The organism is Corynebacterium minutissimum (genome assembly GCF_016889765.1).
GTDB lineage: Bacteria > Actinomycetota > Actinomycetes > Mycobacteriales > Mycobacteriaceae > Corynebacterium > Corynebacterium minutissimum_B.
The window spans coordinates 795,783-822,433 of sequence record NZ_CP069533.1 but is presented as its reverse complement, the minus strand read 5'-3'; the positions used below and the strand labels follow the sequence as shown (position 1 = coordinate 822,433).

The following is a 26,651-nucleotide window of genomic DNA, read 5'->3' as shown; positions in this document are numbered from 1 at the left end:
AACCGCAAGGCGGCTATTGAGGGCCGGGAGGCATGACACGCTTGTGGGCGCCTTGGCGCCAGAGGGTTTCGATGCGTTCCTGGGCGTCGGCAGGCACGGCCTTGCCTTCGAGGTAATCATCAATGTGGGTATAGGTGACGCCGAGGGCTTCTTCGTCCGAAAGCAGCGGGCGATCATCCTCAAGGTCCGCAGTAGGGATCTTTGTCCACGTGGATTCAGGTGCACCGAGGTGCTCAAGAAGCTGGGCGCCCTGGCGCTTGTTGAGGCCGGCTAACGGGATGAGATCGGCGGCGCCGTCTCCCCACTTGGTGAAGAATGCAGTGACGTTTTCGGCGGCATGGTCACTACCAATTACCAGGGCGCCGACCTCCCCGGCCACCGCGTACTGGGCAGCCATGCGGAGGCGGGCCTTGAGGTTGCCGCGGTTGAAATCGCCGAGTGTGGAAGCCTCGAGAGCAGTAGCAACCGCGCTATTGAGGGCAGCTGTGGCTTCAGCGATATTGATGGTCAGGCGGTAATCGGGCTGGATGAAGTCGAGCGCTACCTGGGCATCCTCCTCATCTGCCTGCACGCCGTGGGGGAGGCGAAGCGCCCAGAAATGCGCGCCCTCGACGCGTTCGACGGCCAGCTGCGCCAAGCGGCCAGCTAGCGTGGAATCCTGGCCGCCGGAAATGCCGAGGACGTAGCCTTTCGCGCCGGTGGTACGAAGGTAGTCGGCGAGGAATGTGACGCGGCGCTCAACCTCCTCCGCTGGATCGATCAAGGGCTTGGTACCCAGGGCTTTTATGATGTCCTGCTGGAGGTTTGTGGATTCGTGTGACATGACGACCATGGTAGCCGCCTGCGACAATATGCACTCGTGAACAAAGATTCTTACGTGTTGGTCATCGCTGGCGTGGCAGCGCTGGGGGGTCTCCTCTTTGGCTATGACACCGGCGTCATGTCTGGCGCACTGCTCTTTGTGGGCTCAGAGTTCGATATGTCAGCACACCAGGAGGGGTTGGTGACCTCAATGCTGCTCGTCGGGGCTGCCGTGGGTGCGCTGGCTGCGGGGCGTGTTGCGGATAGGATGGGCCGACGTCGCGCGCTTATCCTCGGCGGCCTTATCTTCCTTGCGGGATCGGTGTGGTGCGCATTGGCGGGTTCGACGACGGAACTTGCCACGGCCCGCGCAGTCTTGGGGCTAGCAGTAGGCGCAGTGTCCATAGTGTCGCCGATGTACATCTCAGAAATCACTCCGGCCGCGGTGCGTGGGCGGATGGTGTCACTGAACACGCTCATGATTGTGGTAGGTCAGCTAGTGGCTTATGGGGTGAACTCCGCGCTTGCCTCAACGGGCAGCTGGCAGTGGATGCTGGGACTCGCGGCGGTGCCGGGTGCCGCGCTGGCCATTGGAATGTTCTTCTTGCCTGATACGCCGGTATGGCTGGCCTCGCAGGGCCGTCATGATGACGCGGCCGCTGTGCGCGCACGGGTAGGGGCGGGGGAGGAGAAGGGGGCGTCGCCAAGCACAGGCGAATGGGCCGCACTGTCCGCGCACAGGTGGATGCGCTGGGCGGTCGGGCTGGCCATGCTCATGGGGCTGACGCAGCAGATTACGGGCGTTAATGCGATTGTGTACTTCGCGCCGACCATGATGAATCAGGTGGGCTTGTCGACGACAAGCTCGGTGTACACGTCCATGGTGATCGGCGTGGTGTCGGTTATTGCCTGCGTGGTCGGTATGCGCGTTGTAGACCGCGTGGGGCGGCGTCGCCTGCTCATGGTTGGGCTGGGTGGCAACGTAGTATCGCTCGTGGTGCTTGCAGTGGTGTACCACTTCGCGCAGGATTCGACACCGCTGGCTATGGTGTCGTTGGCCTGCATGGCGGCGTTCATCGCGTGCCAACAAGCGGCGGTGTCACCGGCAACGTGGCTCCTTATTTCTGAGATCGTGCCGGCGCAGGTACGCGGTTTGGGAATGGGCATTGCGGGCTTGGCCCTGTGGGTGAGCAACTGGGTGGTAGCGCAGTTCTTCCTGCCGGTGGTGGAGTGGCTTGGCGGTTCACTAGCGTTTGGCGTCTTTGCGGTGTTGGGCGTGGTAGCGCTGGGCTATACGCGCGCGCTCGTACCGGAAACGATGGGCAAGACGCTGGGTGAGGTCTCCGAGGAATTGCGGTCGAAATACTCTCAAGCGTGAGTGTTTTGGTAATGACGCGCTTGTGCGGTAACATTTTTCCTCGTGTCATTGCTGGGCCCTTCGCCCGGCTATGCTTTGAACTAACCACTCGCATGAAGTTTGCGCATAACGAAAGGAGCGCCCGATGAAGGTTCGCAAGTCGCTTCGGTCGCTGAAGAAGAAGCCGGGCGCCCAGGTTATTCGCCGCCACGGTAAGGTCTTCGTGATCAACAAGAAGGATCCGCGCTTCAAGGCTCGCCAGGGCTAAGAATCGAGGGATTCTCATTCCGCCTCCTCCACTTAATTTGGGGGAGGCGGAATTTTTTTATGCCCGTCTGCCTCGCCAAATTAGCTCCGATGAATATAATTATCGGGTGGGGTTAGAACATTCCCCAGCGGACAATAGAAAGAAGAAATAGCGTATGAAAAGGCGTATCGCGGCGGCGATGTGTGCTGCCGTCGTTGGGTTCTCGGCACCGGTGGCCCACGCTGTAGACATTGATTTGGTCAGTACGGCTGACCCGTCACTGGGCATCAATGATCCCTCTTGCGTAGCGAGCGGTGAGGTACGTGAGCCGGTTGTGCTCATACATGGAACATCTGACAATGCTTCTACGTGGGACGAACTCATCCCAGTTCTGCAAGACCGAGGGATGTGCGTGTGGGCGTTTGACTACGGGGCTTATGATGTGACGCTGCAGAACGCAAGTGCACGCACGAAGGGGATCGCCGACCTCGACGAGTCGGCGCGTGAGGTCGCAGAACAGATTGACTATGTACGGGAAGTAACCGGAAGCGAGAAGGTGAACCTCGTGGGGCACTCGCAGGGCGGGTTGCACATTAAGACCTACACCCAGATGTATGGCTCGCCGGAACATGTTTCCCATGCGGTGGCACTAGGCGGCAATTTCCACGGCACCACGCTCGACGGTATGGGGACGGTGTTGGCGAAGATGATTGCGGCCATGCCGAACTTGGCGCGCTTCTTTGCAAGCAGCGCTGGTATTCAGCAGGTGGTGGGGTCTGAGTTTATGGAGAATCTCAATGCCTTGCCGGATACAGCGCCGGGCCCGTTGTATACCTCGATTTACTCGCCTGCTGATGTCACCGTGACGCCCAACTCGACCTCTGTGCTGGAAGCTGTGGGCGGCGCTGACGTGGTTAATATCGACCTCGGTGAGCTGTGTGGGGCAGAGCCGCTACATCCAGATTTGCCTCGAGACACCACGGTGATGAGCCAAGTGCTTTTCGGTTTGACCCGCGAAGAGGGGCAGGGGCCGGACCCGTCAACGTGTACGAGGGGCTGAGGTCTCCTGACTGCTTCGTGAATCAGACTTACCGGGCGCGGCGCGGGCCGCGCCCGTTTGTGGTGTTTGCCACAAAACTGGTGAACGTTTGGTTAACTTGCGGGAAATACCACCCGTGTAGTTACGGCGTTGGTGATGAAGTGGGGTGTGCAAGGTCAACATGTGGGGGCTGGGGGGCTTACGTCCTGGGAATATCATCGTTGTAACTACTACATGTAGTGTCAGTTGCGGGGTTTCGGCACAAAGTATAGTGTCGTTGATGTTGCTCAGGCGGCGGCCCTACACCGCGTAGCCAGAGCTAAAAGTCACTCAGCAGAATTCATTAGTCACTACGTGTGCAGCGTCAAAGGAAACCGTCACATGAGCATCACTCTCTACACCAAGCCCGCCTGCGTTCAGTGCAACGCCACCAAGAAGGCTCTCGACCGCGCCGGTCTTGAGTACGACATGGTGGACATCTCCATGGACGACGAGGCTCGCGACTACGTCATGGCTCTGGGCTACGTCCAGGCACCGGTCGTCGAGGCCAACGGCGAGCACTGGTCTGGCTTCCGTCCTGACCGCATCAAGAGCCTGAGCTCCTTGGCGGCAACTGCATAAAATTTCGTTATGTTGGTCGTGTATTTCTCTTCCGCCACGGAAAATACCCACCGCTTCGTTGAGAAGCTCGGCCTTCCTAGCGTCCGCATCCCGCTGCGCCTGACTGATGAGCCGCTTATCGTCAACGAACCCTACGTCTTGGTGTGTCCGACGTATGGGGGAGGGGCGTCGATAAGCAAGCAGAACACGAGGCCTGTACCCAAGCAGGTCATACGTTTCCTTAATAACGAGCACAACCGCAGCTTTATCCGTGCGGTCGTGGCCGGAGGAAACAGCAATTTCGGTACCGACTTTGGCAAGGCCGGCGATGTCATCGCCGCCAAGTGTAAGGTGCCTTATGTGTACCGTTTCGAACTTCTTGGTACCGAGGAAGATGTCACAATTTGCCGCGAAGGCCTGCTGGCCAACGCCGCAGCCTTAGGCCTTGCAGCCTAGGGCTTCTCCTATGTATTCCCTGTAGATTTTCGTCTCTCCAATTTCGCCATAACAAAGAAAGGCCCGTGAACGTCGTGACCACGCAACTGGGTAAGACCGTCGCCGAACCTGTGAAGCCTGAAGAGCAGCTGGACTATCACGCGCTGAACGCACTGCTCAATCTGTATGACGAGAACGGCAAGATTCAGTTCGACAAGGACCGTGAGGCCGCGAACCAATTCTTCCTCCAGCACGTCAACCAGAACACCGTCTACTTCCATGACCTGGAAGAAAAGATGCACTACCTGGTGGAAAACAAGTACTACGAGCCGGAGCTGCTCGAGCAGTACGATTTCGACTTCATTAAGTCCCTCTTCAAGCGTGCATACTCCTACAAGTTCCGCTTCAAGTCCTTCCTGGGTGCCTACAAGTACTACACCTCTTACACGCTGAAGACCTTTGACGGCCGCCGCTACCTCGAGCGCTTCGAAGATCGCGTGTCCATGACGGCACTTTTCCTTGCAGACGGCGATACCGAGGTGGCTGAGCACCTCGTGGATGAAATCATGACCGGCCGTTTCCAGCCGGCGACCCCGACCTTCCTCAATGCTGGCAAGGCCCAGCGTGGCGAGCTCGTATCCTGCTTCCTGCTGCGCATCGAAGACAACATGGAGTCCATCGGTCGCTCCATCAACTCCGCACTGCAGCTGTCCAAGCGCGGTGGTGGCGTAGCACTGCTGCTGACCAACATCCGCGAATCGGGCGCACCGATCAAGCACATCGAAAACCAGTCGTCCGGCGTCATTCCGGTGATGAAGCTTCTGGAGGATTCCTTCTCCTATGCCAACCAGCTGGGCGCACGCCAGGGCGCTGGTGCGGTGTACCTCAACGCACACCACCCAGACATCATGAACTTCCTTGATACCAAGCGTGAAAACGCGGATGAAAAGATCCGTATCAAGACCTTGTCGCTGGGAATCGTCGTTCCGGACATCACCTTCGAGCTGGCCCGCAAGAACGATGACATGTACCTATTTAGCCCGTATGACGTCGAGCGCGTCTACGGCAAGCCTTTCGCAGATATCTCTGTCACTGAGCACTACGAAGAGATGGTGGAGGATCCGCGGATCCGCAAGAAGAAGATCAACGCCCGTCACTTCTTCCAGACCATCGCAGAGCTGCAGTTCGAGTCCGGCTACCCGTACATCATGTTTGAGGACACCGTAAACCGCGCGAACCCGGTCAAGACCGGCCGTATCAACATGTCGAACCTGTGCTCTGAGATTCTGCAGGTGAATGCTCCTTCCGAGCTCAATGAAGACCTGACCTACAAGACCTTGGGCAGTGACATCTCCTGCAACCTGGGATCGCTCAACATTGCGGCCACCATGGATTCCCCTGACTTCGCGCTGACTGTGGAAACCGCCATCCGTGGCCTGACTGCAGTGGCGGATAAGACGTCCATTAACTCCGTGCCGTCGGTGCGCAAGGGCAACGATGATTCCCATGCCATCGGCTTGGGCCAGATGAACCTGCACGGCTACCTCGGTCGCGAGCACATCGAGTATGGCTCCGAGGAAGGCTTGGACTTCACCAACGCTTACTTCGCGGCCATCATGTACGCCGCACTGCGAGCATCCAACAAACTGGCTCGTGAGCGCGGCGAGTACTTCACGGAGTTCCCCCAGTCCGAGTATGCAAGTGGTGAATTCTTCGACCGCTATGACCCGGCTGATTTCGTGCCCCGCACCGAGCGCGTCAAGGAGCTGTTCGCGGCTTCCTCCATTCACACGCCGACGGCGGAGGAGTGGGCGCAGTTGAAGGAGGACGTCGCCAAGCACGGCATCTACAACCGTAACCTGCAGGCGGTGCCGCCGACTGGTTCGATTTCCTACATCAACAACTCGACCTCGTCTATCCACCCGATTGCCTCCAAGATCGAAATCCGTAAGGAAGGCAAGATTGGCCGCGTCTACTACCCGGCGCCGCACATGGATAACGACAACCTTGAGTACTTCAAGGATTCCTACGAGATCGGTTACGAGAAGATCATCGACACCTACGCCGTTGCCACCAAGTACGTGGACCAGGGTTTGTCGCTGACCTTGTTCTTCAAGGACACCGCCACCACCCGTGACATCAACCGCGCCCAGATTTATGCCTGGCGTAAGGGCATTAAGACCCTCTACTACATCCGCCTGCGCCAGATGGCGTTGGAGGGAACTGAGGTTGAGGGCTGCGTATCCTGCATGCTGTAGACCTTTGAGTTAGGTCTCTTTCGCACGTGCCTCCGTGAGGATGGCGCGTGCGATTTTTTCTGCCTCGTTCGCGTCACCACTATGGATTGCGTGCGCTAAATCCAGGTGGAGGCGGGCCGTTCCCGCAGTGGGGTTGCGCTTGCGCGAGCCAAACACCGAGCGTCCGCGCACCATGGATAAAAGGAACGGGCTTAATGCCGCAAACATCTCATTGCCCGATGCATGCAGCACCATGGTGTGGAAGCGCAGGTCGGTTGCGAGTTGCTCGCCGACTCGCCGCGCGGGCGTGTCCTCAAAAGCATGCAAGCGCTGTGCCAGCTCGAGGATCTCCTCCTTGTCTGCCTGTGAACCATGCTGAGCTGCAAGGGACGCTGCAGTAGGTTCGATGGCCAGGCGCAGCTCATTGAGGGAACTGCGCTGCCCGTCCCGCGACTTCTCCGAGTTCAGGCGCCACGTGATGATGGAGGAATCGTAGACGGCCCACTCGCTAATCGGCAGCACCGTAATGCCGACGCGCCGCGAGGACGCCACCATGCCCAGTTGCTCAAGAGCGCGCATCGCTTCGCGGGCAACCGTGCGTGAGATATCAAAGCGCTGACAAATATCGTTCAGGGTAAAACGTTCACCAGCGGGGAGGGTGCCGCTGACGATGTCTGATCCCATGGTGTCCAGCACGGTGCTTAGCAGCGGAGTGTGGGGCTCTTGCGTAGTCGCCACGATGCCAATACCTCCCCCTGCGTGGGTAACGCGAACTCGGAACACATAAAACGCCAGTATAAATTAGCCCGTTGTCGCTACTGGATGCATGGGGAGTAGCGACACTTACCGGAATGCAGGCCAAGTGGGTACGATGGTCACAGGAACACTCAGACTAGAAAGACGAGGTAACGCGCGTGTCTCACGAGTATGACGACTACATCGCCAGCCACGAGGCTCCGGTGAAGGCGGTCAACTGGAATACCGTCCCGGATGAGAAAGATTCCGAGGTGTGGGACCGTCTCACGGGTAACTTCTGGCTCCCGGAAAAGGTTCCGGTGTCTAATGACATCCCCAGCTGGAAGACGCTGACGGAGAAGGAACAGGAGACCACCATGCGTGTCTTCACCGGTCTGACGCTCTTGGATACCATCCAGGGCACCGTGGGTGCGGTATCGCTGCTTCCCGACGCCGTCACGCCGCACGAAGAGGCCGTCCTCACCAACATCGCTTTTATGGAGTCGGTGCACGCGAAGTCCTACTCCAACATCTTCATGACCTTGGCGTCGACTCCGATGATCAACGATGCGTTCCGCTGGTCTGAGGAAAACGAGAACCTTCAGCGCAAAGCGAAAATCGTCATGTCCTACTACCAGGGCGATGACCCGTTGAAGAAGAAGGTCGCTTCCACGCTGTTGGAGTCCTTCCTCTTCTACTCCGGCTTCTTCCTGCCGATGCACTTCTCGTCGCGCGCCAAGTTGACGAACACGGCCGATATCATTCGCCTCATCATTCGCGATGAGGCCGTGCATGGCTACTACATCGGCTACAAATTCCAACAGGGCTACAAGCAGCTCTCCCCGGAGCGTCAGGAAGAGATGAAGGGCTACGCCTTCGATCTTCTCTATGACCTCTACGAGAATGAGATTGACTACACCGAGGATCTCTACGACGAGCTGGGGTGGACTGAGGACGTTAAGCGCTTCCTGCGCTACAACGCCAACAAGGCCCTCAACAACCTTGGTTTCGAGGGCCTTTTCCCAGCAGACGAAACCCGTGTCTCCCCGGCCATCCTCTCTTCGCTGTCGCCGAACGCGGATGAGAACCACGACTTCTTCTCTGGCTCAGGTTCCTCCTATGTCATTGGTAAGGCGGAGGAGACGACCGATGACGACTGGGATTTCTAAAGAAAACCTACAGTCTGATACGACAATGTCCGCCGCGATAGGACGCTAGTCACTTCCGCAACAGCGCGCATCCCGGCTGCGGGCATGACACGCACCTACCGGAAGGATCAATCGAAAGGTTGATTCTTTCAGGGGGTGCGTTTTCCGCGTTTTTAGCCGACTGCACCCCCTCTGCTGTGTTCTGGATCACCGGGCATGTGCGTTCTGGAGTGGGCGTCGTCGCAGCGGCTGCCATCGTGCAGGCAGTTCGTGGACATCTCCTGCTCCAAACGGGGCTAGCAACGTTGGTAGAAGTTTAGGGAGCGCTGGAAATTTGCCTGCGCGGTGCCCTAATATAAGGCAGGTAAACCTAGGTGTTTGATCATGTGGATCGTTGCGCGAGATCTTGCGCTGCGCATCACGTGGTGAGGCACTTGTTCTTCAGGAGGATTTTATGACCGCTGTGGCGCCACGGCTCGACGATTACGTCGCGCCCACACGTCCAGAGCCGACTGGTAACGCTAAGACTGGTTCCAAGGCTTGGACGCTACTGACCACCACTGACCACAAGCAGCTGGGCATCATGTACTTGATCATGTCCTTCAGCTTTTTCTTCCTCGGTGGCTTCATGGCCCTGCTGCTCCGTGCTGAGTTGTTCACCCCGGGTCTGCAGTTCCTGTCCAACGAGCAGTTCAACCAGCTGTTCACCATGCACGGCACCGTGATGCTGCTGCTGTTTGCAACGCCGGTTGTGTGGGGCTTTTCCAACTACGTTCTGCCCCTGCAGATTGGTGCGCCGGATGTGGCCTTCCCACGTCTGAACGCTTTCGGTTTCTGGATCACCCTGACCGGTGGTGTTGTCATGCTGCTCGGCTTCGTTACCCCGGGCGGTGCGGCTGACTTCGGCTGGACCATGTACATGCCGCTGGCTGACTCCGTGCACACCCCGGGCATCGGCGCTGACATGTGGATTGTTGGCGTTGGCGCTACCGGTGTCGGCACCATTGCCTCCGCGGTCAACATGATCACCACCATCCTGACTCTGCGTGCGCCGGGCATGACTATGTTCCGCCTGCCGGTCTTCAGCTGGTGTGTATTCACCGCGTCCGTCATCGTTCTGATGATCTTCCCGCTGCTGACCGCCGCTGCCCTCGGTGTTCTGTATGACCGCAAGCTGGGCGGCCACATCTACGACTCCGCTAACGGCGGTGCCATCCTGTGGCAGCACCTGTTCTGGTTCTTCGGCCACCCAGAGGTCTACGTCCTCGCTATCCCGTTCTTCGGTGTTATTTCTGAGGTCGTCCCGGTCTTCTCCCGTAAGCCGGTCTTCGGCTACATCGGCCTAGTCTTCGCCGTTCTTGCCATCGGTGCACTCTCCATGGCTGTGTGGGCTCACCACATGTTCGTGACCGGCGCCATTCTGCTGCCGTTCTTCTCCTTCATGACCTTCCTGATTGCGGTTCCGACCGGTGTGAAGTTCTTCAACTGGGTCGGCACCATGTGGAAGGGACACATCACCTGGGATACCCCGATGATCTTCGCCATGGGCTTCCTGTCTACCTTCCTCTTCGGCGGTATGACCGGTATTATGCTGGCTTCCCCGGCTCTGGACTTCCACCTGGCTGAGTCCTACTTCCTTATCGCTCACTTCCACTACACCCTGTTCGGTACCGTGGTGTTCTCCGCCTTCGCTGGCCTCTACTTCTGGTTCCCGAAGATGACCGGCCGCATGCTGGATGAGCGTCTGGGCAAGATTCACTTCTGGCTGACCTTCATCGGCTTCCACGGCACCTTCCTGATTCAGCACTGGGTCGGCAACATGGGTATGCCGCGTCGTTACGCCGACTACCTGGAGTCGGACGGCTTCACGGTCTTCAACCAGATTTCCACCATCTTCTCCTTCGTCCTGGGTGCTTCGGTTATCCCGCTCATCTGGAACGTCTTCAAGTCCTGGCGCTACGGTGAAATTGTTACCGTGGACGACCCGTGGGGCTACGGCAACTCCCTGGAGTGGGCTACCTCCTGCCCGCCGCCGCGCCACAACTTCGTCTCCCTGCCGCGTATCCGCTCTGAGCGTCCGGCCTTCGAGCTGCACTACCCGCACATGGTTAAGCGCATCCGTGAGGAAGCACACTACGGCCACTAATCCTGCGGGCCCCGCGCTTCAGTCCAGCTAGCCACTCGCTAGCCCGGACAGGTGCGAAGAAATACGCGAACTCCTGAAAACGCCGCCTCCCCATCACCGCGATGGGGAGGCGGCGTTTGTCGTGTGTGCCGTCTGTAATGATTAGGGGGTCGTCTGCGGACGAAAGGGACATGCGATAATGACAGCGTGGATAACCAGAACGATCACCCTAACCAGACTGCCTTCGCCGTTGTGACAACGTCCGGTCCGGACAAGCCAGGTGTCTCTGCGGCCTTCTTCCGCGTCCTTGGTTCCTATAACGTTGAGCTTGTCGACGTCGAGCAGGCCATCTTCTCCGGGCGCATCTCCTTGTCGGCCTACGTGCGCGTTGATAGGTCGCGCGTGGAGGCGATGGAGAAGGGACTACGCAATACCCTCAGCATCTATGCTCAGTCGCTCACCGTGGAGCTACGCGCGGATGAAGCCACTTCTCGCCCGCGGTCCACGCACGTGGTCGTGGTGCTCGGCCGCCAACTCAATGCCAGCCACGTCTCTGCGATTGCGCAGGAGCTGGCCAACTTTAACGCCAACATTGACCGCATTCGCGGGCTCTCGACATCCCCGCTTAACGGCCTCGAGCTTTACATCACCGTTGATGGTTCTGCCGACCCCGTGCGCGCCGCGTTAGCCCGTCTCGCCACCGCGCAGGGCGTCGACATTGCCATTGAGCGCTCCGGCCTTCAGCGCCGCTCCAAGCGCCTGATCTGCTTCGATTGCGATTCCACGCTTATTCAGGGCGAGGTCATCGAAATGCTCGCCTCCCATGCCGGTAAAGAGGCAGAGGTGGCTGCGGTGACCGAGCGCGCTATGCGCGGAGAGTTGGATTTCGAAGAATCCCTCCGTGAGCGCGTAGCCGCCTTGGCTGGTCTTCCGGAATCCGTAATCGCGCAGACCGCCGCCGATATTGAGCTCACTCCGGGTGTGCGCACCACCATCCGTACGCTGAAGCGCATGGGCTACCGCGTGGCGGTCGTATCCGGCGGCTTTATCCAAGTCCTTGAGGGTCTAGCAGCGGAGCTCGACCTTGACTACGTTCGCGCCAATACCTTGGAAATTGAAGATGGCAAGCTTACTGGCCGGGTCATCGGGGACGTTGTCGACCGCAAGGCTAAGGAAAACTTCCTTCGTGAGTTCGCCGCCGATTCTGGTTTGAGCATGCGACAAACGGTTGCAGTAGGCGATGGTGCCAATGACATTGACATGATTTCTGCCGCGGGCCTTGGCATTGCCTTTAACGCCAAACCTGCGCTGCGTGAGGTTGCGGACACCTCCGTTAACCATCCGTATATGGATGAAATCCTGCAAATTCTGGGCATTCCCATGGAAGAGGTCGTCGTTGACTAGTCTTCGCGAGGCTCACCGCCGGCTCGTCGAAGCCTGCAGTGAGCGCAGCTGGCGCGATGATCCTGAGGACCCTGACAAGCCAGAGACCGTCCAGGCCATGCAGATTGCGCTGAACCTGCCCAAGCAGGATCCGCCGAGCCGCACGGAGGTGCTGGAGGCGGCGGCGAGGGCCGTCGTCAAGCTCTGCTTGGATGAACGCGCCGGCCAAGAGGGCGCCTTCGCTGAAGCACTGGGACAGTGGTACGGGCATCGCATCCGCAAGGTCGCGCGACGCGCTCGCAACAAGGCATGGCGCGACGTGCAGGGCTTGCCCGGCGTGACGGTGGCAGATCGCGCCCGAGCCTTCGTGCCTTCTGCGGTCTCCGAGGTGGATCCGCTCGTGGCCAAGCTGCAGATCGGTCACACAGATCTGCCGAAGGATGCACCGCAGCCGGCGCTTTGCGACGTCCCCCTCATCCTCATCGATGCCTCCCTCGAGATGAGCGCAGGCAAGGCCGCAGCCCAGGTGGGGCATGGCTCCATGCTGTTGGCCGCGGCGATGAGCTTTGACGAGGTGGAAAAGTGGGCAGCACAGGACTTTGCGCTGTGCGTGCGAGAGGTAGATCCCGAGGACTTCGTTGAGGCCTGCGGCCGGCAAAACGCCGTGGTGGTCCGAGACGCGGGTTTTACCGAAGTGGCACCGGACTCCGCCACGGTGTGCGCGTTGCGCCGTCCTTAACGTGCTTCGATGAGTCGCTTGAGCGCGCCGCGGACGACTTCCGGGTCGGTGGTGTGCCACATCTGCGGCATGGAATCACACAGGTATGAGCCATAGCGCTTGGTCACGAGGCGGTTATCAAGCACAGCGACAACACCGCGGTCATCGACAGAGCGCAGAAGCCTGCCCGCACCCTGCGCCATGAGCAGCGCTGCATGCGTGGCGGAGACCTCCATGAAACCGTTCCGGCCCGCTGCCTTCGCGGCCTCGGTGCGGGCTTGCATGAGGGGGTTATCCGGGCGGGGGAAGGGGATGCGATCAATGAGCACAAGCGAGCAGGAAGGGCCGGGCACGTCGACTCCCTGCCACAAGCTCAACGTGCCAAAGAGGCAGGAATTCTCGTTCTTGGTGAATTTTTCCACCAGCGCACCGATAGAGTCCTCACCTTGGAGGAAAATATCGAAGGGAATCTGTGGCTTGAGCTCCTCAGCGGCCTGCTGGGCAGCGCGGCGCGAAGAGAATAACCCCAGGGTGCGCCCGCCCGCGGCCATGATGAGCTCGCGTATTTCCTCGATGGTGTCCGGACTTAGCCCGTCGCGGCCCGGCTGCGGCAAGTGGCTCGCGGTGTACAGGATGCCGCTGCGCGCGGGGTTGAAAGGATAGCCCACGTCGAGGGAATCCCACGTTCCTTTTGGCAGGCCCCACTGCGCAGCCATGGCATCGAAGCGACCCCCTAGGGCGAGGGTCGCGGAGGTGAGAACCACGGTCTGCTCGCCGAAGAGTTTCTCGTGCAACATGCCAGCGATGGATAGCGGTGCGACGGCGAGGGTATCGGTAAGCGTGCGTTCGTCGCGCTCCAGCCACACCACATCCGCGTGCGCGGCCGGATCCCCGGTGGCGAAGACATCGAGAATGCGGGCGATAGCTTCAACGAGAGTATTGAGGTGGTTGGCCAGGTTTTGGCGCTCGGCAAATTTCTCAGGGTCGTTGGCCTGCTCTCCCTCTGGGGTGCGGGCGATGGTCTCCCGGCAGGAGGAAAGTGTATCTGCCAGCGCCATGAGCTGGTTTTTGGCTTCATCTGGAAGGTCGGTCCAGCGGCCGGGCAGGAATTCCCCTAGGAGCTGGGTAAGCTCGGCTGCTTGTTCGCTCAAGCGCTGGTCTTTGCCATTGGCACCCAGGGCCTTGGCGCGGGTTGCAGCCATCTTGAGGGCACGGCCGGTAATTTCTGAGGTTGACACTGAGGTGATGCGGCCGTCAAGCTCGTGGGCCTCATCGATGATGACAACGTCGTGATCCGGCAGGATATTCACGTCTGCAACGGCGTCGATAGCCAGCAGCGCATGGTTGGTGACTACCACGTCGACGTCAGCAGCGCGGCGCCGCGCCAGCTCCGCGAAGCAGTCCTCACCGTGCGGACAGCGTGTTGCCCCAACACACTCAGCAGAGGTTACTGAGACTTGCCGCCAGGCTAGATCCGGCACGCCCGGCTCGAGGTCCTCGCGGTCACCAGTATCCGTATCCTCAGCCCACTCGTAGACGCGCTGGACGTGGCGGCCCAGGTGGGAGGGCGAATCGGCGGCATCGAGCAGGGCCTCTTCATCTTCCAGTTCGGAGGCGCGGGCAACCTTATTGAGGCAGACATAATTGGAACGGCCCTTCATGATGGCGAAGGTCGGCTTCTTCTCCAGGTGGGGCTCGAGGGCCTCGGCCAAGCGTGGAAGATCGCGTTCCACCAGCTGACGCTGCAAGGCCAAGGTAGCGGTCGACACGATAACGGTGCTGCCGGTTTCCTGGGCATGCTGGAACGCCGGCACGAGGTAAGCCAACGATTTACCGGTACCGGTGCCTGCCTGTACCGCGAGGTGGCGCTCCTTCTCTAGGGCGGAAGTGACCGCTTCGGCCATGCGCACTTGGCCATCGCGCCGGGCACCGCCGAGGGCGGCGACGGCGGCGTCGAGAAGATCAACCGTTGCTGAGTGCTCGTCCATTTGCCCCAGTGTAGTGCCCGGCTAACGCCGGGCGGAGCCGGTGTGTCTTTAGGAGGTGAAGCCGATGAAACGCGTCGGCACCGCCGGTTCATCGCGAGTGAGCGCCAGGCCTTCCCACGGCAGAGTCGTGATGGCGGTGGCGAGGTAGTCACGGGACTCGTAGAGGGAGGGCAGTCCGTCAACAATTTCCCCATCGCGCATGAGCGGCACGGTCATGGCGCGGGCAGTGAGGGTGCCGGTGTCTGGATCCTCGGCGTCGAAAGGCAGCACGAGCTCCTCGACGGCCACCCCGGAAGAGCGGTATGTGCGCAGCGCACGTTTGGCTCCTCCGTGGGATTTCTTGGAGGAGGAGCGTTTGGCCACCGGATGACCATCGACTTCCACGACCTTGTACACCATGCCGGCAGTCGGCGCGCCCGAACCAGTCACCACCGAGGTGCCCACGCCATAGACATCGACGGGGTCTCCGCGCAGGCCGGCGATGGCAAACTCGTCGAGGTCGGAGGAAACCACGATCTTGGTGTTGTGGTTACCCAGGTCATCGAGCTGCTTACGCACGCGGCGCGTTACCGCAGCCAAATCGCCTGAGTCGATGCGCACGCCGCCGAGTTCCGGGCCAGCAACCTTCACGGCGGTCTCCACACCCTTGGTGATGTCATAGGTATCGACCAGCAGCGTGGTGCCTACGCCGAGGGTTTCGATCTGGCCGCGGAATGCAGCTTCCTCGTTCGGGGTGCCGTCCTCGTTGACGTGCGCCAGAGTCCAGGAGTGCGCCGCCGTGCCAGAGACCGGAATGTCGTAGCGGTAGCCTGCCTCGAGGTTGGAGGTGGCCTCAAAGCCTGCCAAGTAGGCGGCGCGCGCAGACGTTACCGCGGCGTATTCGTGCGCTCGGCGTGAGCCCATCTCAATAATCGGGCGGCCATCAGCAGCCACGACCATACGTGAGGCGGCCGAGGCCACCGCAGAGTCGGAATTCATGATGGAGAGAATGACCGTCTCCAAGATGAGGCACTCGCCGAAGGTACCGCGCACGGTCAACAGCGGAGAATATGGGAAGTAAATCTCACCTTCGCGGTAGCCATCAATCTGGCCAGAGAACCGGTAGTGAGCGAGGAAATTCTTAGTCTCCTCATCGAGGAAGTCCATCTCCGCCAGCTGGCGCGCGGTAAAGCGGAAATCCCGAACGGCTCGCAGCACGCGTTCGGTGCCGGCGACGACACCATAGCGGCGCTCGTTGGGCAGGCGACGGGCGAAAACCTCGCAGGTTACCTGGCGGTGAGCTGAACCATCGCGCAGGGCTGCCTGCAGCATGGTGAGCTCGTATTTATCGGTGAGCAGGGCCGTGGATCGGTCGGAAGGGACATTTCCGGCGTTCACGACGTTGTCTGAGGTATTAGTCACATCGAAGATGCTACTCAGCATGCAGCAAAAATTCAGCCAATCTATTCTTCCAGCTGGATGACTACGTAAACCTGACCATCGTTATAGGCCGCGCCGACGGCGGCGGTGGACATGCGGCGGTCCCGGAGAGCTGCGACGTGAGATGGCGACTGGCGGAAGGCCTCCACGAATTCATAGGCGCTGGCCTGGTCCAGAGGCAGGTGATGCTGCACCATCTGAATATTCTCGTCCGCTGGCTTTTCGGTCTTCGTCACCGCGTTGCACTCGGCCTTTTCGCGGGCCGCGGTCTGGCGGTCAATCAACGGCACGAGTGGGCCTTGGTTGTCTTCCGCGCGCCAGGTATTGAGGGCCTCGATAAGTTCGTTTTGGATAGTCTCCAATGTGCGCTGGATGTGGGGTGCGGGCAGCTCATAGTCGCAGGAGGCCGGCGCGGGTTCGGGGGCTGGCCTGTCATCCGAGCTTCCGCCCCGTGAAGGTGACGTCAGGCTGATCACGGCGGCTACGAGTGTGCCTCCCAGCACGAGGGTAGTGAGGATGCCTTGGAGAAGGCGAGCAAGATCCTCGCGGGATGGAGCACGGCCAGCAAGAATGTCCGCCAGGGCGGTGGGGAGAGTAAAGGAATTCATCGACGGCAGCCACCTGGAAACGATAATCACACATTGAGTCCCCGTCAGTATAGCCGCTCACAGCGCCACAGTTTTGGCTAGTGTAGAGGGCATGAATGCGCACCGAGAAACGTCCGCGGGCGTGGTGATGAGTTCGCCCATGGCCACCCCGGAATTGGATGAGGCCATTGAGGTCGACGTCGCCACGAGCGAAAACCTGCCGTGGATGTGCATCGTTTGGGATGACCCCGTCAACCTCATGAGCTACGTCTCCTATGTCTTCCAGACGGTCCTAGGCTATGACAAGAAGCGAGCCAACGAGCTCATGATGCAGGTTCACACCGAAGGTAAGGCCGCCGTCTCCAGCGGTGAGCGTGACAAGGTCGAGGCCGATGTGAAGAAGCTGCAGGTTGCGGGTCTGTGGGCCACGATGCAGCAGGCAGGCTAAGGAGAGGACAGTATGCAGGCCTGGAAGAAGAAAAAGTCCTTCATGCGCGGTGCTAAGTACACCGCTGTTTTTGAGCCCATGGAGCGCGAGGTGATCGGGGACCTCACCGCGACGGTCTCGGAAGCCATCATTGCCCGCGCCCAATCGGCACCGAAGGATGAATTGGCGGACATGGTGGATATTCCTACCGGTCACACGGAGGCGCCGGAGGACCCATCGCTTGCCCGCCTCTTCCCGGATTTTCAGAAGCCCGGCGATGAAGAGTTCGATGGCGATAATGCACTGCTGCGCTCCTTGCACGAAAACGATATTGCCCGCGCCAAGCTGGAGAATCTCCAAGTCATCAACACCGCGCTTGGCCCAACCGGCGGGGTTGAGGTCACCATCAGCGAGGAGGAAGCCCATGCCTTCCTCGCGGGGCTCAATGATCTGCGTTTGTTCGTGGCAGCAGGCGATGTCGAGCACAGCTCCCAGGGAGCGGACCGCGACACCCTCGTGGAGTGGTTAGCCTTCTGTCAGGACTCCCTGCTCAACGTCATCATGGACTAAGACCATGCGAACTGTTCCTGAGCTTGGCTTTTCCGTCGGTCACGCCACGCGTGAGGATACTGGTGTCACCGTTATCTATTGCGGTGAGCGCGGAGCCGTCGCCAGCGTTGATGTACGCGGCGGCGGTCCCGGTACGCGCGAAACTGATCTGCTAGAGCCACACAACACCGTCGAGCGCGTCCACGCGATTGTCCTCGCGGGCGGCTCGGCTTTTGGTTTGGCCGCGGCCGATGGCGTTATGCGAGGACTTGAGGAAGCCGGCATCGGGTTTCCGGTCTTCGGCGAAGATAAACCGGGCCCGCGCGTTCCCATCGTGCCCGGAGCCGTCATCTTTGACCTGCTTGCCGGTCCCCAGCGTCCCTCCGCAGAGGATGGCGCGCAGGCACTGCGTTCCGCATTGGCGGGACACGATGACACCACCGGTAGCGTCGGCGCCGGCGTGGGCGCCTGTGCAGGAAAGATTCGGGGAGGGGAGGGCAGTGCGCTTGTCGACGCCTCCCTCTACACCCTCGCCGCCGTCGTCGTTGCCAACCCCGTGGGCCAAGTGATCGATGGAGAGACCGGCCGTCTCTTTGGCGCACCTGACAAACCAGCCGTCGACGTGGGTCGCTTCGCCGCCGCGAAGAGCCTCGCGGAGGCGCACCTCAACACCACCATTGGTGCTGTACTCACGGATGCTCCTCTCACCAAGGCGCAGGCCAAGCGCCTCGCCTTGGCTGGACATGATGGCATTGCCCGTGCGGTGCGCCCGGCCCACTCGCCGCTGGACGGCGACACGCTCTTTGCCGCGGCGACGGGCAAGGTGGGGGAGACGTCGGCAAGCACGGCGGGAACCGCGCCCGGAGTCGATGCTGAGGTTCTCGCCTCCCTCAGTGCCGCGGCGGCCGATGCCGTGGAGGCTGCCATCGTAGATGCCGTGGTCAATGCCGCCCCAGGCTTGGGCTTGGAGGCGTACTCCTCGTTGCTCTCTTGCTAAAGTTGGGGCATTATGACGAGCAGTGGACCGTTTGGCCAGCAGAATTCCTATCAGCCTAACCCCTTCCAGCCCGCTCCGGATAGTGCCGGGGTAGGTCAGAAGCGCACCGTTAATGCGGGCGATTCGAAGAACTACACGCGTAAGGGGCGCCTCACAACGGCCTTGAAGCTCACCGTAGGCTTCTTGGCCATCGAGTGGATTATCCACATCATTAACTTCCTCTTCTTTGGCAATGACCTGGGGCAGTATGGCATTCACCCGCTGGACTTCAACGGCATTTGGGGAATTTTCACTGCGCCGCTGCTGCACGCCAACTTTGAGCACCTCATCGGAAACTCCCTGCCAGGAGCTATTTTCTGCTTCCTCATTGGACTGTCTGGCCGCAAGGCGTGGTGGGAAGTCACCATTATCGTCGTGCTCATCGCCGGCGTGGGCACATGGCTCCTCGGCGGGCCGGGTACCTCCCACATTGGTGCCTCGGGCATGGTCTACGGCTGGTTGGCCTACCTCATCGTGCGCGGCATTTTTAACCGCTCGCTTAGTCAGTTCCTTGTGGGCGTTGGCTTGGGCTTTGCCTACTCCGGTCTCATCTGGGGCGTGCTGCCGATCTATGAAGGCGTGAGCTGGCAGGGTCATCTCTTTGGCGCTATTGGCGGCATTGTGGCGGGCATGGTGATTACCTCCGATGACCCGATTAAGAAGGTAAAACCGCAACCGCAGGCAGGGATGCGCTGATGCCTGACGCCTCTTCTCCCATCGGCATTTTTGATTCCGGTGTGGGCGGGTTGACCGTTGCGCGCACCATCATGGAGCAGCTGCCGGATGAGTCCATCATCTATATCGGCGATACCGCCCACGCGCCGTATGGCCCACGCTCAATCGCCCAAGTACGTGAGTTGTCCACGGCGATTGCAGACGAGCTGGTGGAGCGCGGCTGCAAGATGCTTGTCATCGCCTGCAATACCGCTACGGCGGCCTTTCTTCACGACGCCCGTGAGCGCTACAGCATCCCCGTCGTCGAAGTTATCCGTCCGGCAGTGCGCCGCGCTATCGCCACGACGCGCAACGGCAAGATTGGCGTTATCGGCACCGAAGGTACCATCACCTCTGGTGCTTACCAGGATCTTTTCGCGGTGAACCCGAACGTCGAATCCTTCGCTGTGGCCTGCCCGGATTTCGTGAGCTTTGTGGAGCGCGGTATTACCGCCGGCCGCCAGATCCTCGGTGTGGCGGAAGGATACCTCGCTCCGTTGCAGTCGGCGGGCGTGGATACCCTCGTGCTGGGCTGCACGCACTACCCGCTGCTCACCGGTGTCATTCAGCTTGCTATTGGTGACAATGTCGCACTGGTGTCCTCGGCTGAAGAGACCGCGAAGGATGTCATGCGCATCCTCACCACCACCGACATGCTCGCGCCGGAAGGGCATACCCCCACTCGCAGTTTTGAGTGCACTGGTGACCATGAGTCCTTCTCACGACTGGCGGCCCGCTTTCTCGGGCCCCAGATTTAATGGCGGATGAACAGGTACAATCGATTCAAATCCAGCAATCCTCATTGTTTCGTGGAACTATTGAACGCATGAAGTTGACCATCCTCGGCTGTTCAGGCTCGGTGCCCACTATTGGTAACCCGGCCTCTGGCTACCTCGTGTCTTTCGACTCTGCCCCGTCCATTGTTATGGACCTGGGCCCCGGGACCCTCGCCCGCTTGCAAGAACACCAAGATCCGTGCGATGCCCACGTGGCGTTGACCCACCTGCATGCGGACCACTGCTTGGACTTCCCGTCACTGATGGTGTGGCGCCGTTTCCACCCCACTGCGCCGGCTGCCTCCCGCAACTTCTGCCTTGGGCCGTCATCCACTGAGTCCCATTTGGGCCGTTTGTCCTCGGATGAGCCCAACGGCGTGGATGATATGAGTGATACATTCGCGTTTAGCCCGTGGGTCGACCGCGAACGCCAGTTGGTCGACGATGTCTACATCACTCCTTTCCGCACCGTGCATCCAGTAGAAACCTATGCGCTACGCATGGAACACGCTAAGAGCGGTGCCACGCTGTGCTACTCCGCGGACTCGGCGTACACGCCGGCGCTTATCGAGGCTGCATCAGGCGCCGATATCTTCTTGTGCGAGGCCGCTTGGGGCGAAACCTCGGAGGGTAAAGCTCCTAACATGCACATGTCCGGTGCCGAAGCCGGCCGCTTGGCCCGCGAAGCTGGGGTGAAGAAGCTCGTGCTCATTCACCTGCAGCCGTGGGGTGACGCCGCAGCGACGTATGCAGCTGCCACGCGCGAGTTTGATGGCGAGATCGTTCTGGGCGCCTCGGGGATGGAATTCGAGCTCTAAACCCGCGCGGTAGGGTAGGGGGCATGACTGATTTCACTCGTGCTGATGGTCGCGCGCTCGACCAGCTCCGTAGCGTCCGCATTACCCGCAACTTCACCACCAACCCGGCTGGATCGGTGCTCGTGGAGTTCGGCAATACCCGCGTCATGTGCACCGCCTCCGTGGAGTTTGGTGTCCCGCGCTTTAAGAAGGATTCCGGCGAAGGCTGGCTCACTGCTGAGTACTCCATGCTTCCGTCTGCGACGCATGAGCGCATGCCGCGTGAGTCCATGAAGGGCAAGGTCAAGGGTCGCACCCACGAGATCTCTCGCCTTGTGGGCCGCTCTTTGCGTGCGGCGGTGGACCTGTCTGAGCTGGGGGAGAACACCATCCAGTTGGACTGCGATGTGCTGCAGGCAGACGGCGGTACTCGTACCGCGTCCATTACCGGTGCGTATGTGGCTTTGGCTGATGCGATTGCCTACCTCAAGGAGGAAGGCGTTGTGCCGGGCGAGCCACTGCTCGACCCCATCGCGGCGGTCTCCGTCGGCATCATCGACGGCCACGTGTGCTTGGACCTGCCTTATGAGGAGGATTCTCGCGCAGAGGTCGATCTCAACGTCGTGATGCAGGAGGGCGGCGACTTCGTCGAGATTCAGGGCACCGGCGAGCACGGACTGTTCGGCCGTCAGGAGCTTAACGACATGCTCGATGTGGCCCAGGCTGGTTGTGCTCAGCTCATTGAGGCACAGAAGGCGGCACTGGGATGGTAAAGCTTCTCGTTGCTTCCAATAACGCGAAGAAGCTAAAAGAGTTGGAGAAGATCCTGGCCGATGCCGGAATTGAAGGTATCGAGCTTCTCCCATTGTCGGCCGTGGAGCCCTATCCGGAGCCCGTCGAGGATGGCCGCACCTTTGCTGACAACGCTCTGATCAAGGCCCGCGCCGGGGTACAGCACACTGGGCTTGCCACGATTGCGGATGACTCCGGCCTCGCCGTCGAGGAACTCAACGGCATGCCGGGAGTGCTTTCTGCCCGCTGGTCCGGTGGTCACGGCGATGATGAGGCGAATAACCGCCTCTTGCTGGGGCAGATGGCGCACGTTCCTGCTGAGCGCCGCGCGGCGGCCTTCGTCTCCGTCTGTGCACTGGTCACTCCTGATGGCGAGGAACACGTGGTGGAGGGCCGCTGGCCCGGTTCGCTGCTTGGAGCACCGCAGGGCGAGAATGGTTTTGGTTACGACCCCCTCTTTCAGCCCGAGGGCGAGCAGCGCTCTGCTGCGGAGATGACGCCTGAGGAGAAAAACGCGGTCTCACACCGTGGCCGCGCCCTAGCCCAACTGCGCGAGCCCCTAGCAGCCCTCGCCCGCCAGGTCTAAGCAGCCGCCCCACCTTTACCGCTAGCCCCGGCATCCACCAGCTGGGCTAGCGAGGTGGGGGACCAAACTAGAACCAGGCACGGGCACTATAGCCTTCAAGAAAAAACAAGGCCTGCGTTGAAGTAAGAAGCTTCAACGCAGACCTTGACGGTGTGCGCCCGGTGAGACTTGAACTCACACGTCATAAGACACTAGAACCTAAATCTAGCGCGTCTGCCAATTCCGCCACGGGCGCTGAAAGACGTAGCCGCGAAACATACTGTGTTCGGAGCAACGCTGAATAGCTTACAGGGCGGCAGGCCTACGATGGAAATCCACTTTTCGAACCATGGTGGGTAGGCTGATACGCGTGAGCACCAACCAAGCCCCGAGAAAGAAGATGAAGGTTCGATGGTGGCACATCGTCCTCATCGCGTTTTTCGTCGTGCTCTTTTTGTTCCTTGCCTATTGGCAGTGGACCCGCTTCAAGTCCGGTTCAGGAACCTTCCAGAACTTGGGCTATGCCTTCCAGTGGCCGCTGTTTGCTGTCTTCGTGGTCTATGCTTACCGCACCGCACTGCGCTATGAGAACGAGCGCATTGATGCGGAGAATGAAGCCCTCGAGTTGGGGCAGGAGCCGGCCCGGTATGAAGCCACGTCCAAGGATGTAGCCAAGGAACAACAGGTGACTAAAATCGACGAAGACTTTTTGCCGCCGCGCCCGCAGGTGGACGTCGAGACCTTTAATGCCATGAATAAGCAGCGCCGCCGTCGCGGCACCGAAGAGGAGAACTCATGACCAACCCAGCGAACAATGCCGTGCACCCAGACCGCAAGGAGCGCATTCGCGGACCGCTGAAGTTCTTCTCCATTGCGGCCACGGTTACGGGTATCTTCTTGCTCATTCTGGTCGTGCGCATGATTCTGCAGTACGGCGTGGGCATGGAAATGCCGTCCTGGGCCACGCTCATCGCCCAGGCGCATGGTGTGGCTTACATGGTGTACCTCGTGTCGATTCTGATTCTGGGTCCGCGTGCGCTGTGGCCGGTGGGCAAGCTCATCACTACTGCTTTGGCCGGTGTGGTGCCGTTCCTGTCCTTCTGGATGGAGCACAAGCGCCGCGTTGAGGTTACCGAGCAGTTCCAGCTTTAAGCTCATGTCTAACCGCAAGCTCAGCACCACGCTTATTGCCGTCGTAGTGCTTCTTTCTCTCGTCTGCGCCGGTTTGGGTATGTATATCGTGCGTCAGCCGCGCGATGTGTATAGCGCACCAGTGGAGTCCACGAATTCGCAGATAGTCACTGCGGTGGAGCGCCAAGAACAGGTGGTGCTGCTCAGTCTCGGAATCCAGGGACTGGCAGAGAAGTCCTCCGCGGGCGAAGTCTTTGGCGTGCGGGTCCCGTGGACCGATCGCACACAGTTCGTGCAGTACTCCTACAAGGCGAAGCTGGGAATTGAAGGCAAGGATGTTCGCGTCACGGAGACCGGTGAGCACGCCTATACCGTCAGCATCCCGGAATTTATCTTCATCGGTCATACCGACGAGGAGTTCAAGACTGCGGTGGAGGACAACGGCGTGCTGAGTTGGACCACGCAGCCACTCGATGCTGCCTCCACGGTGTCTGATGTCCTCAGCGCTGATAAGAAGCGCAAGGACATCAACGATAACCGCGACCTCTTGCAGGACCAAGCTCGCAGTTTCTATGAGGGCATCATCCGCGGCGTCGACCCACAGGCCCAGGTCACCATGGAATTCCAGTGACCCGAGTCTACGTGGAATGACCAGATCGAACGTGGAATGACCCGATCGAACGTGGAGTGACCCGATCGAACGTGGAGTGACCCGAATCTACGTGGAGTGACCTCTGGTCACTCCACCTCGGTGAACTTGCGGTCCCAGTAAGCGCGCACCGGGTTGGCATCGGCGAGCAGGATGTCGAAGCGGTCGTTGGCAATCTCGATGATTTCGCTCAAGATGACGCGCTGCTCCAGCTCGTCGGAGTTGGCGAGGCGGCGCACGCCTCCGTCGATGACGCGGTCGGCAGAATCGTTGGTGTCTAGGTAAGCCACGAAGGGCATGTCGAATCGCTCGCGGTAGGCCCGGGAGACGTCGATAAGCTGCTGTGTTTGGACATCATCCAAGTCATCGAGGGCAAGCGACCCGCGGTCGGCGGAGATGGTGGCGGCCTCGGTAGCGTCGGCAAGCAGCAGCTCATCCATGGCCGGGTAATCGTGGATGAGCGCACGGCGCTGCTCACGCGGGGCGGTCAGCACGGCGACCTGGATGGCCTCACGCAGGCGGCTGACGTCGTCGAAGGGACGGGACTCCCAAGCTGCCTCCAGAGGCCACGTTTCGTTGTTGAAGAGCGGGCGCAGCGCGCTGACAAATTCCTCGCGCTCCATGGCGTTGAGCTCGGTGAGAGACACCCCTTCGCCGTCGATGCGGCTGATATCGTCACCGGATTGCGTACCGACGTGGAAGAACAGCAGGTTGAGCAGGATGGCGGTAATCGCACCGATGGACATACCGGAGGAGACGAAGATCTGTGCCCATTCTGGGAAGGCCGCTGCCACGTCCGGCTTGAAGGTGACGAGCATGGCCAGTCCCAGTGCGGTGGTGACAATGGCGGCGTTGCGGCCGTCGGTGATATCTTCCTTGGCAATGGTCTGCAGGCCGGCCCAAGCGACGTTGGCAAAGAGCGCCAAGGAGGCGCCGCCGAGGACCGGGGAGGGGATGGCGGCGACGATGGCGGCAGCCTTGGGCAGCAGGCCCAGAATAATCATGAAGCCGGCGGCGGACACGGCTACCCAGCGGGACTTCACACCAGTAAGACGTACGAGACCGACATTCTGCGCGAAGCAGGTGTAGGGGAAGGAGTTCATCACGCCACCAAGGGTGGTTGAGAGACCATCGGCGCGAATGGCGCGCACGACGTCATCGCGCTTGATGCGCTTCTTGACAATCTCACCGGTAGCAAAGACATCGCCGGTAGTTTCCACCATGGTGATGATCATGACGATGATGAGGGAAAGAATCGCCATGATGTCGAACTTCGGCATACCGAAGTAGAAAGGCGTGGTTATACCGATGGCGTCGGCCTCGCGCACGCCGTCAAAGGACGTATCACCTAGTGCCAAGGCCACGCCAGTGCCGATGACGAGGCCGAGGAGTACAGAGAGTGTGCCCAGGAAGCCGCGGAAGAAACGCTGCACGATGATAATGATGGTGAGCGTGCCGAAACCATAGAGAAGGTCGCGCGAGGCGGGGGCGGCGTCGGCGTAGTTCACGAAGTCATTGGCGGACACCGCGAGCAGTGAGGTACCCATGACCAGAAGCACGGTGCCGGTCACGATGGGTGGGAAGTATTTGAGCACGCGTCCAAAAACCGGCGCGGCGAAGAACGTAAAGATACCGGCGGCAATAATCGCGCCATAGATTGTGGGTAGCGGCTGGTCACCTGCGCTCATACCAATGGCAATGATGGGGCTCACCGCTGTGGTGGTCACGCCCTGGATGATGGGGAGACGGACGCCAATGTGCTTGCCGACGCCCACCGCTTGGATCAACGTTGCCAGACCACAGGTCAACAGGTCGGCGTTGATGAGGTGGATTGTGGTGGCCTCATCGAGGCCCAGGGAACCAGCGATGAGTAGCGGAACGATCACTGCGCCGGCGTAGAACGCGAGAACGTGCTGGAGGCCGAGAGCCGCCAGCTTGGGCGCTGGCGGGACAACGTCCACGGGGTGAGTTGGGGCAGTGGCGGGGCTAGCAGTAGCGGCGGTGTCAGACACGCGAAGAGCTCCTTGAGGGCGAGACGAGGATACTGCGCATAACAATAGAGCGCGGTGTGGATACACACCAAGAAGCGGATTCAGCTCGCCCAATGAACGCGAAAAACTGTGGTGAATGCCACTTTAGGGGGTGGTCCACCCCCGCGAGTCAACAGTACGGTCGTTACCTATGGATCCGGCGACCTGCGGGGTGGCCACTGTGCGGTGTTTTTAGTGATTTACCTCATAAAACGCACGATATGAGTTAAAACGGCTTTGCCCTTACTATGGGCTGCAGAGAGGGGTTCGGTGACAACCGTGATGACCGAATTGCCCGTGAACTGGAGTCACCAAAACCCTTCTGTGGCAGATTTTCCACACGTCGTATGAAGTACGAAGGGAGTC

General features: G+C 60.1%; 27 protein-coding genes and 1 tRNA gene. 21 read left to right on the top strand and 7 right to left on the bottom strand.

All coding sequences use genetic code 11. From position 1 onward, the window contains the following. Positions 1–13: 13 nt before the first annotated feature. A complete protein-coding gene (gene nadE / locus I6J26_RS03810; RefSeq protein ID WP_115023406.1) occupies positions 14–832 on the bottom strand; it encodes an ammonia-dependent NAD(+) synthetase in 819 nt (272 codons plus the stop codon). Positions 833–859: 27 nt separating this feature from the next. On the opposite strand from nadE, the gene I6J26_RS03805 reads away from it, so the two are divergent. The 6 genes from I6J26_RS03805 (at position 860) to nrdE (ending at position 6,737) form a co-directional block, all read left to right on the top strand. Next, positions 860–2,179: a sugar porter family MFS transporter gene (locus tag I6J26_RS03805; RefSeq protein WP_115023403.1), complete on the top strand. Its 1,320-nt coding sequence runs from the start codon at positions 860–862 to the stop codon at positions 2,177–2,179. Between the two features lie 124 nt (positions 2,180–2,303). Continuing rightward, a complete protein-coding gene (gene ykgO, locus I6J26_RS03800) occupies positions 2,304–2,426 on the top strand; it encodes a type B 50S ribosomal protein L36 (protein ID WP_003847162.1) in 123 nt (40 codons plus the stop codon). A 154-nt stretch (positions 2,427–2,580) separates the two neighbouring features. After that, positions 2,581–3,465: an esterase/lipase family protein gene (locus I6J26_RS03795; RefSeq protein ID WP_070673011.1), complete on the top strand. Its 885-nt coding sequence runs from the start codon at positions 2,581–2,583 to the stop codon at positions 3,463–3,465. Between the two features lie 360 nt (positions 3,466–3,825). Continuing rightward, positions 3,826–4,065 carry a glutaredoxin-like protein NrdH gene (gene nrdH, locus I6J26_RS03790; protein WP_039676743.1) on the top strand — a complete coding sequence of 80 codons (240 nt, stop codon included), beginning with the start codon at positions 3,826–3,828 and terminating at the stop codon, positions 4,063–4,065. 9 nt (positions 4,066–4,074) lie between these two features. Continuing rightward, positions 4,075–4,500, top strand: a complete 426-nt coding sequence (nrdI, locus tag I6J26_RS03785) for a class Ib ribonucleoside-diphosphate reductase assembly flavoprotein NrdI (RefSeq protein ID WP_042532134.1) — start codon at positions 4,075–4,077, stop codon at positions 4,498–4,500. Between the two features lie 74 nt (positions 4,501–4,574). After that, entirely contained in the window at positions 4,575–6,737 is a 2,163-nt protein-coding gene (nrdE, locus tag I6J26_RS03780) for a class 1b ribonucleoside-diphosphate reductase subunit alpha (RefSeq protein WP_115024457.1), read from the top strand. A 9-nt stretch (positions 6,738–6,746) separates the two neighbouring features. On the opposite strand, the gene I6J26_RS03775 is transcribed toward nrdE, so the two are convergent. Further along, positions 6,747–7,400: a FadR/GntR family transcriptional regulator gene (locus tag I6J26_RS03775; protein ID WP_115024455.1), complete on the bottom strand. Its 654-nt coding sequence runs from the start codon at positions 7,398–7,400 to the stop codon at positions 6,747–6,749. A gap of 230 nt (positions 7,401–7,630) precedes the next feature. Between I6J26_RS03775 and nrdF the strand changes: the two genes are divergently transcribed. The 4 genes from nrdF (at position 7,631) to I6J26_RS03755 (ending at position 12,846) form a co-directional block, all read left to right on the top strand. After that, a complete protein-coding gene (nrdF, locus tag I6J26_RS03770; RefSeq protein WP_070673013.1) occupies positions 7,631–8,620 on the top strand; it encodes a class 1b ribonucleoside-diphosphate reductase subunit beta in 990 nt (329 codons plus the stop codon). A gap of 433 nt (positions 8,621–9,053) precedes the next feature. Further along, the gene (gene ctaD, locus I6J26_RS03765; protein ID WP_115023400.1) at positions 9,054–10,745 is read left to right on the top strand and encodes an aa3-type cytochrome oxidase subunit I; all 1,692 of its coding nucleotides are present in this window, start codon (positions 9,054–9,056) and stop codon (positions 10,743–10,745) included. A gap of 186 nt (positions 10,746–10,931) precedes the next feature. Next, positions 10,932–12,128 carry a phosphoserine phosphatase SerB gene (gene serB / locus I6J26_RS03760; protein ID WP_115023398.1) on the top strand — a complete coding sequence of 399 codons (1,197 nt, stop codon included), beginning with the start codon at positions 10,932–10,934 and terminating at the stop codon, positions 12,126–12,128. Beyond that, positions 12,121–12,846, top strand: a complete 726-nt coding sequence (locus tag I6J26_RS03755) for a peptidyl-tRNA hydrolase (protein WP_115023395.1) — start codon at positions 12,121–12,123, stop codon at positions 12,844–12,846. Before serB ends, I6J26_RS03755 begins: the two co-directional genes overlap by 8 nt. On the opposite strand, the gene I6J26_RS03750 is transcribed toward I6J26_RS03755, so the two are convergent. From I6J26_RS03750 to I6J26_RS03740, 3 genes are read right to left on the bottom strand one after another with little or no spacing between them, the layout of a single operon-like run. Further along, complete coding sequence (locus I6J26_RS03750) at positions 12,843–14,813, bottom strand: ATP-dependent DNA helicase (RefSeq protein ID WP_115023393.1); 1,971 nt, start codon at positions 14,811–14,813, stop codon at positions 12,843–12,845. The genes I6J26_RS03755 and I6J26_RS03750 overlap by 4 nt on opposite strands. Before the next feature lie 48 nt (positions 14,814–14,861). Next, a complete protein-coding gene (locus I6J26_RS03745) occupies positions 14,862–16,214 on the bottom strand; it encodes a nicotinate phosphoribosyltransferase (protein WP_258553385.1) in 1,353 nt (450 codons plus the stop codon). 41 nt (positions 16,215–16,255) lie between these two features. Continuing rightward, positions 16,256–16,870: a hypothetical protein gene (locus tag I6J26_RS03740; protein WP_239121827.1), complete on the bottom strand. Its 615-nt coding sequence runs from the start codon at positions 16,868–16,870 to the stop codon at positions 16,256–16,258. Between the two features lie 61 nt (positions 16,871–16,931). Here I6J26_RS03740 and clpS point away from each other — a divergent pair, with 61 nt between their 5' ends. The 8 genes from clpS (at position 16,932) to rdgB (ending at position 22,496) form a co-directional block, all read left to right on the top strand. Continuing rightward, positions 16,932–17,267 (top strand): ATP-dependent Clp protease adapter ClpS, encoded by a 336-nt coding sequence (gene clpS / locus I6J26_RS03735; protein WP_239107410.1) that lies wholly within the window; start codon positions 16,932–16,934, stop codon positions 17,265–17,267. 12 nt (positions 17,268–17,279) lie between these two features. After that, on the top strand, positions 17,280–17,816 hold the full coding sequence (locus tag I6J26_RS03730) for a DUF2017 domain-containing protein (protein WP_115023388.1): 537 nt from the start codon (positions 17,280–17,282) through the stop codon (positions 17,814–17,816). A 4-nt stretch (positions 17,817–17,820) separates the two neighbouring features. Further along, positions 17,821–18,792 carry a P1 family peptidase gene (locus I6J26_RS03725; protein ID WP_115023386.1) on the top strand — a complete coding sequence of 324 codons (972 nt, stop codon included), beginning with the start codon at positions 17,821–17,823 and terminating at the stop codon, positions 18,790–18,792. Positions 18,793–18,804: 12 nt separating this feature from the next. Beyond that, the gene (locus I6J26_RS03720) at positions 18,805–19,527 is read left to right on the top strand and encodes a rhomboid family intramembrane serine protease (RefSeq protein WP_115023384.1); all 723 of its coding nucleotides are present in this window, start codon (positions 18,805–18,807) and stop codon (positions 19,525–19,527) included. Next, complete coding sequence (gene murI / locus I6J26_RS03715) at positions 19,527–20,303, top strand: glutamate racemase (RefSeq protein ID WP_115023383.1); 777 nt, start codon at positions 19,527–19,529, stop codon at positions 20,301–20,303. The genes I6J26_RS03720 and murI overlap by 1 nt, the downstream gene beginning before the upstream one ends. 68 nt (positions 20,304–20,371) lie before the next feature. Then, positions 20,372–21,139, top strand: a complete 768-nt coding sequence (locus I6J26_RS03710) for an MBL fold metallo-hydrolase (protein ID WP_115024451.1) — start codon at positions 20,372–20,374, stop codon at positions 21,137–21,139. Between the two features lie 23 nt (positions 21,140–21,162). After that, positions 21,163–21,891, top strand: coding sequence for a ribonuclease PH (rph, locus tag I6J26_RS03705; RefSeq protein ID WP_039676720.1), 729 nt, complete (start codon positions 21,163–21,165; stop codon positions 21,889–21,891). Next, complete coding sequence (gene rdgB / locus I6J26_RS03700) at positions 21,885–22,496, top strand: RdgB/HAM1 family non-canonical purine NTP pyrophosphatase (RefSeq protein ID WP_115023380.1); 612 nt, start codon at positions 21,885–21,887, stop codon at positions 22,494–22,496. The genes rph and rdgB overlap by 7 nt, the downstream gene beginning before the upstream one ends. Before the next feature lie 153 nt (positions 22,497–22,649). Here rdgB and I6J26_RS03695 read toward each other — a convergent pair. Next, positions 22,650–22,731: transfer RNA gene (locus I6J26_RS03695), tRNA-Leu, on the bottom strand. Between the two features lie 144 nt (positions 22,732–22,875). Between I6J26_RS03695 and I6J26_RS03690 the strand changes: the two genes are divergently transcribed. From I6J26_RS03690 to I6J26_RS03680, 3 genes are read left to right on the top strand one after another with little or no spacing between them, the layout of a single operon-like run. After that, a complete protein-coding gene (locus tag I6J26_RS03690) occupies positions 22,876–23,274 on the top strand; it encodes a hypothetical protein (protein WP_115023377.1) in 399 nt (132 codons plus the stop codon). Beyond that, complete coding sequence (locus I6J26_RS03685; RefSeq protein ID WP_039676715.1) at positions 23,271–23,627, top strand: DUF3817 domain-containing protein; 357 nt, start codon at positions 23,271–23,273, stop codon at positions 23,625–23,627. The genes I6J26_RS03690 and I6J26_RS03685 overlap by 4 nt, the downstream gene beginning before the upstream one ends. 4 nt (positions 23,628–23,631) lie before the next feature. Next, complete coding sequence (locus I6J26_RS03680) at positions 23,632–24,237, top strand: hypothetical protein (RefSeq protein WP_115023374.1); 606 nt, start codon at positions 23,632–23,634, stop codon at positions 24,235–24,237. A gap of 107 nt (positions 24,238–24,344) precedes the next feature. Here the strand turns inward: I6J26_RS03680 and I6J26_RS03675 are convergent, their stop codons facing one another. Further along, positions 24,345–26,267, bottom strand: a complete 1,923-nt coding sequence (locus I6J26_RS03675; protein ID WP_115023371.1) for a solute carrier family 23 protein — start codon at positions 26,265–26,267, stop codon at positions 24,345–24,347. Between the last annotated feature and the right edge of the window lie 384 nt (positions 26,268–26,651).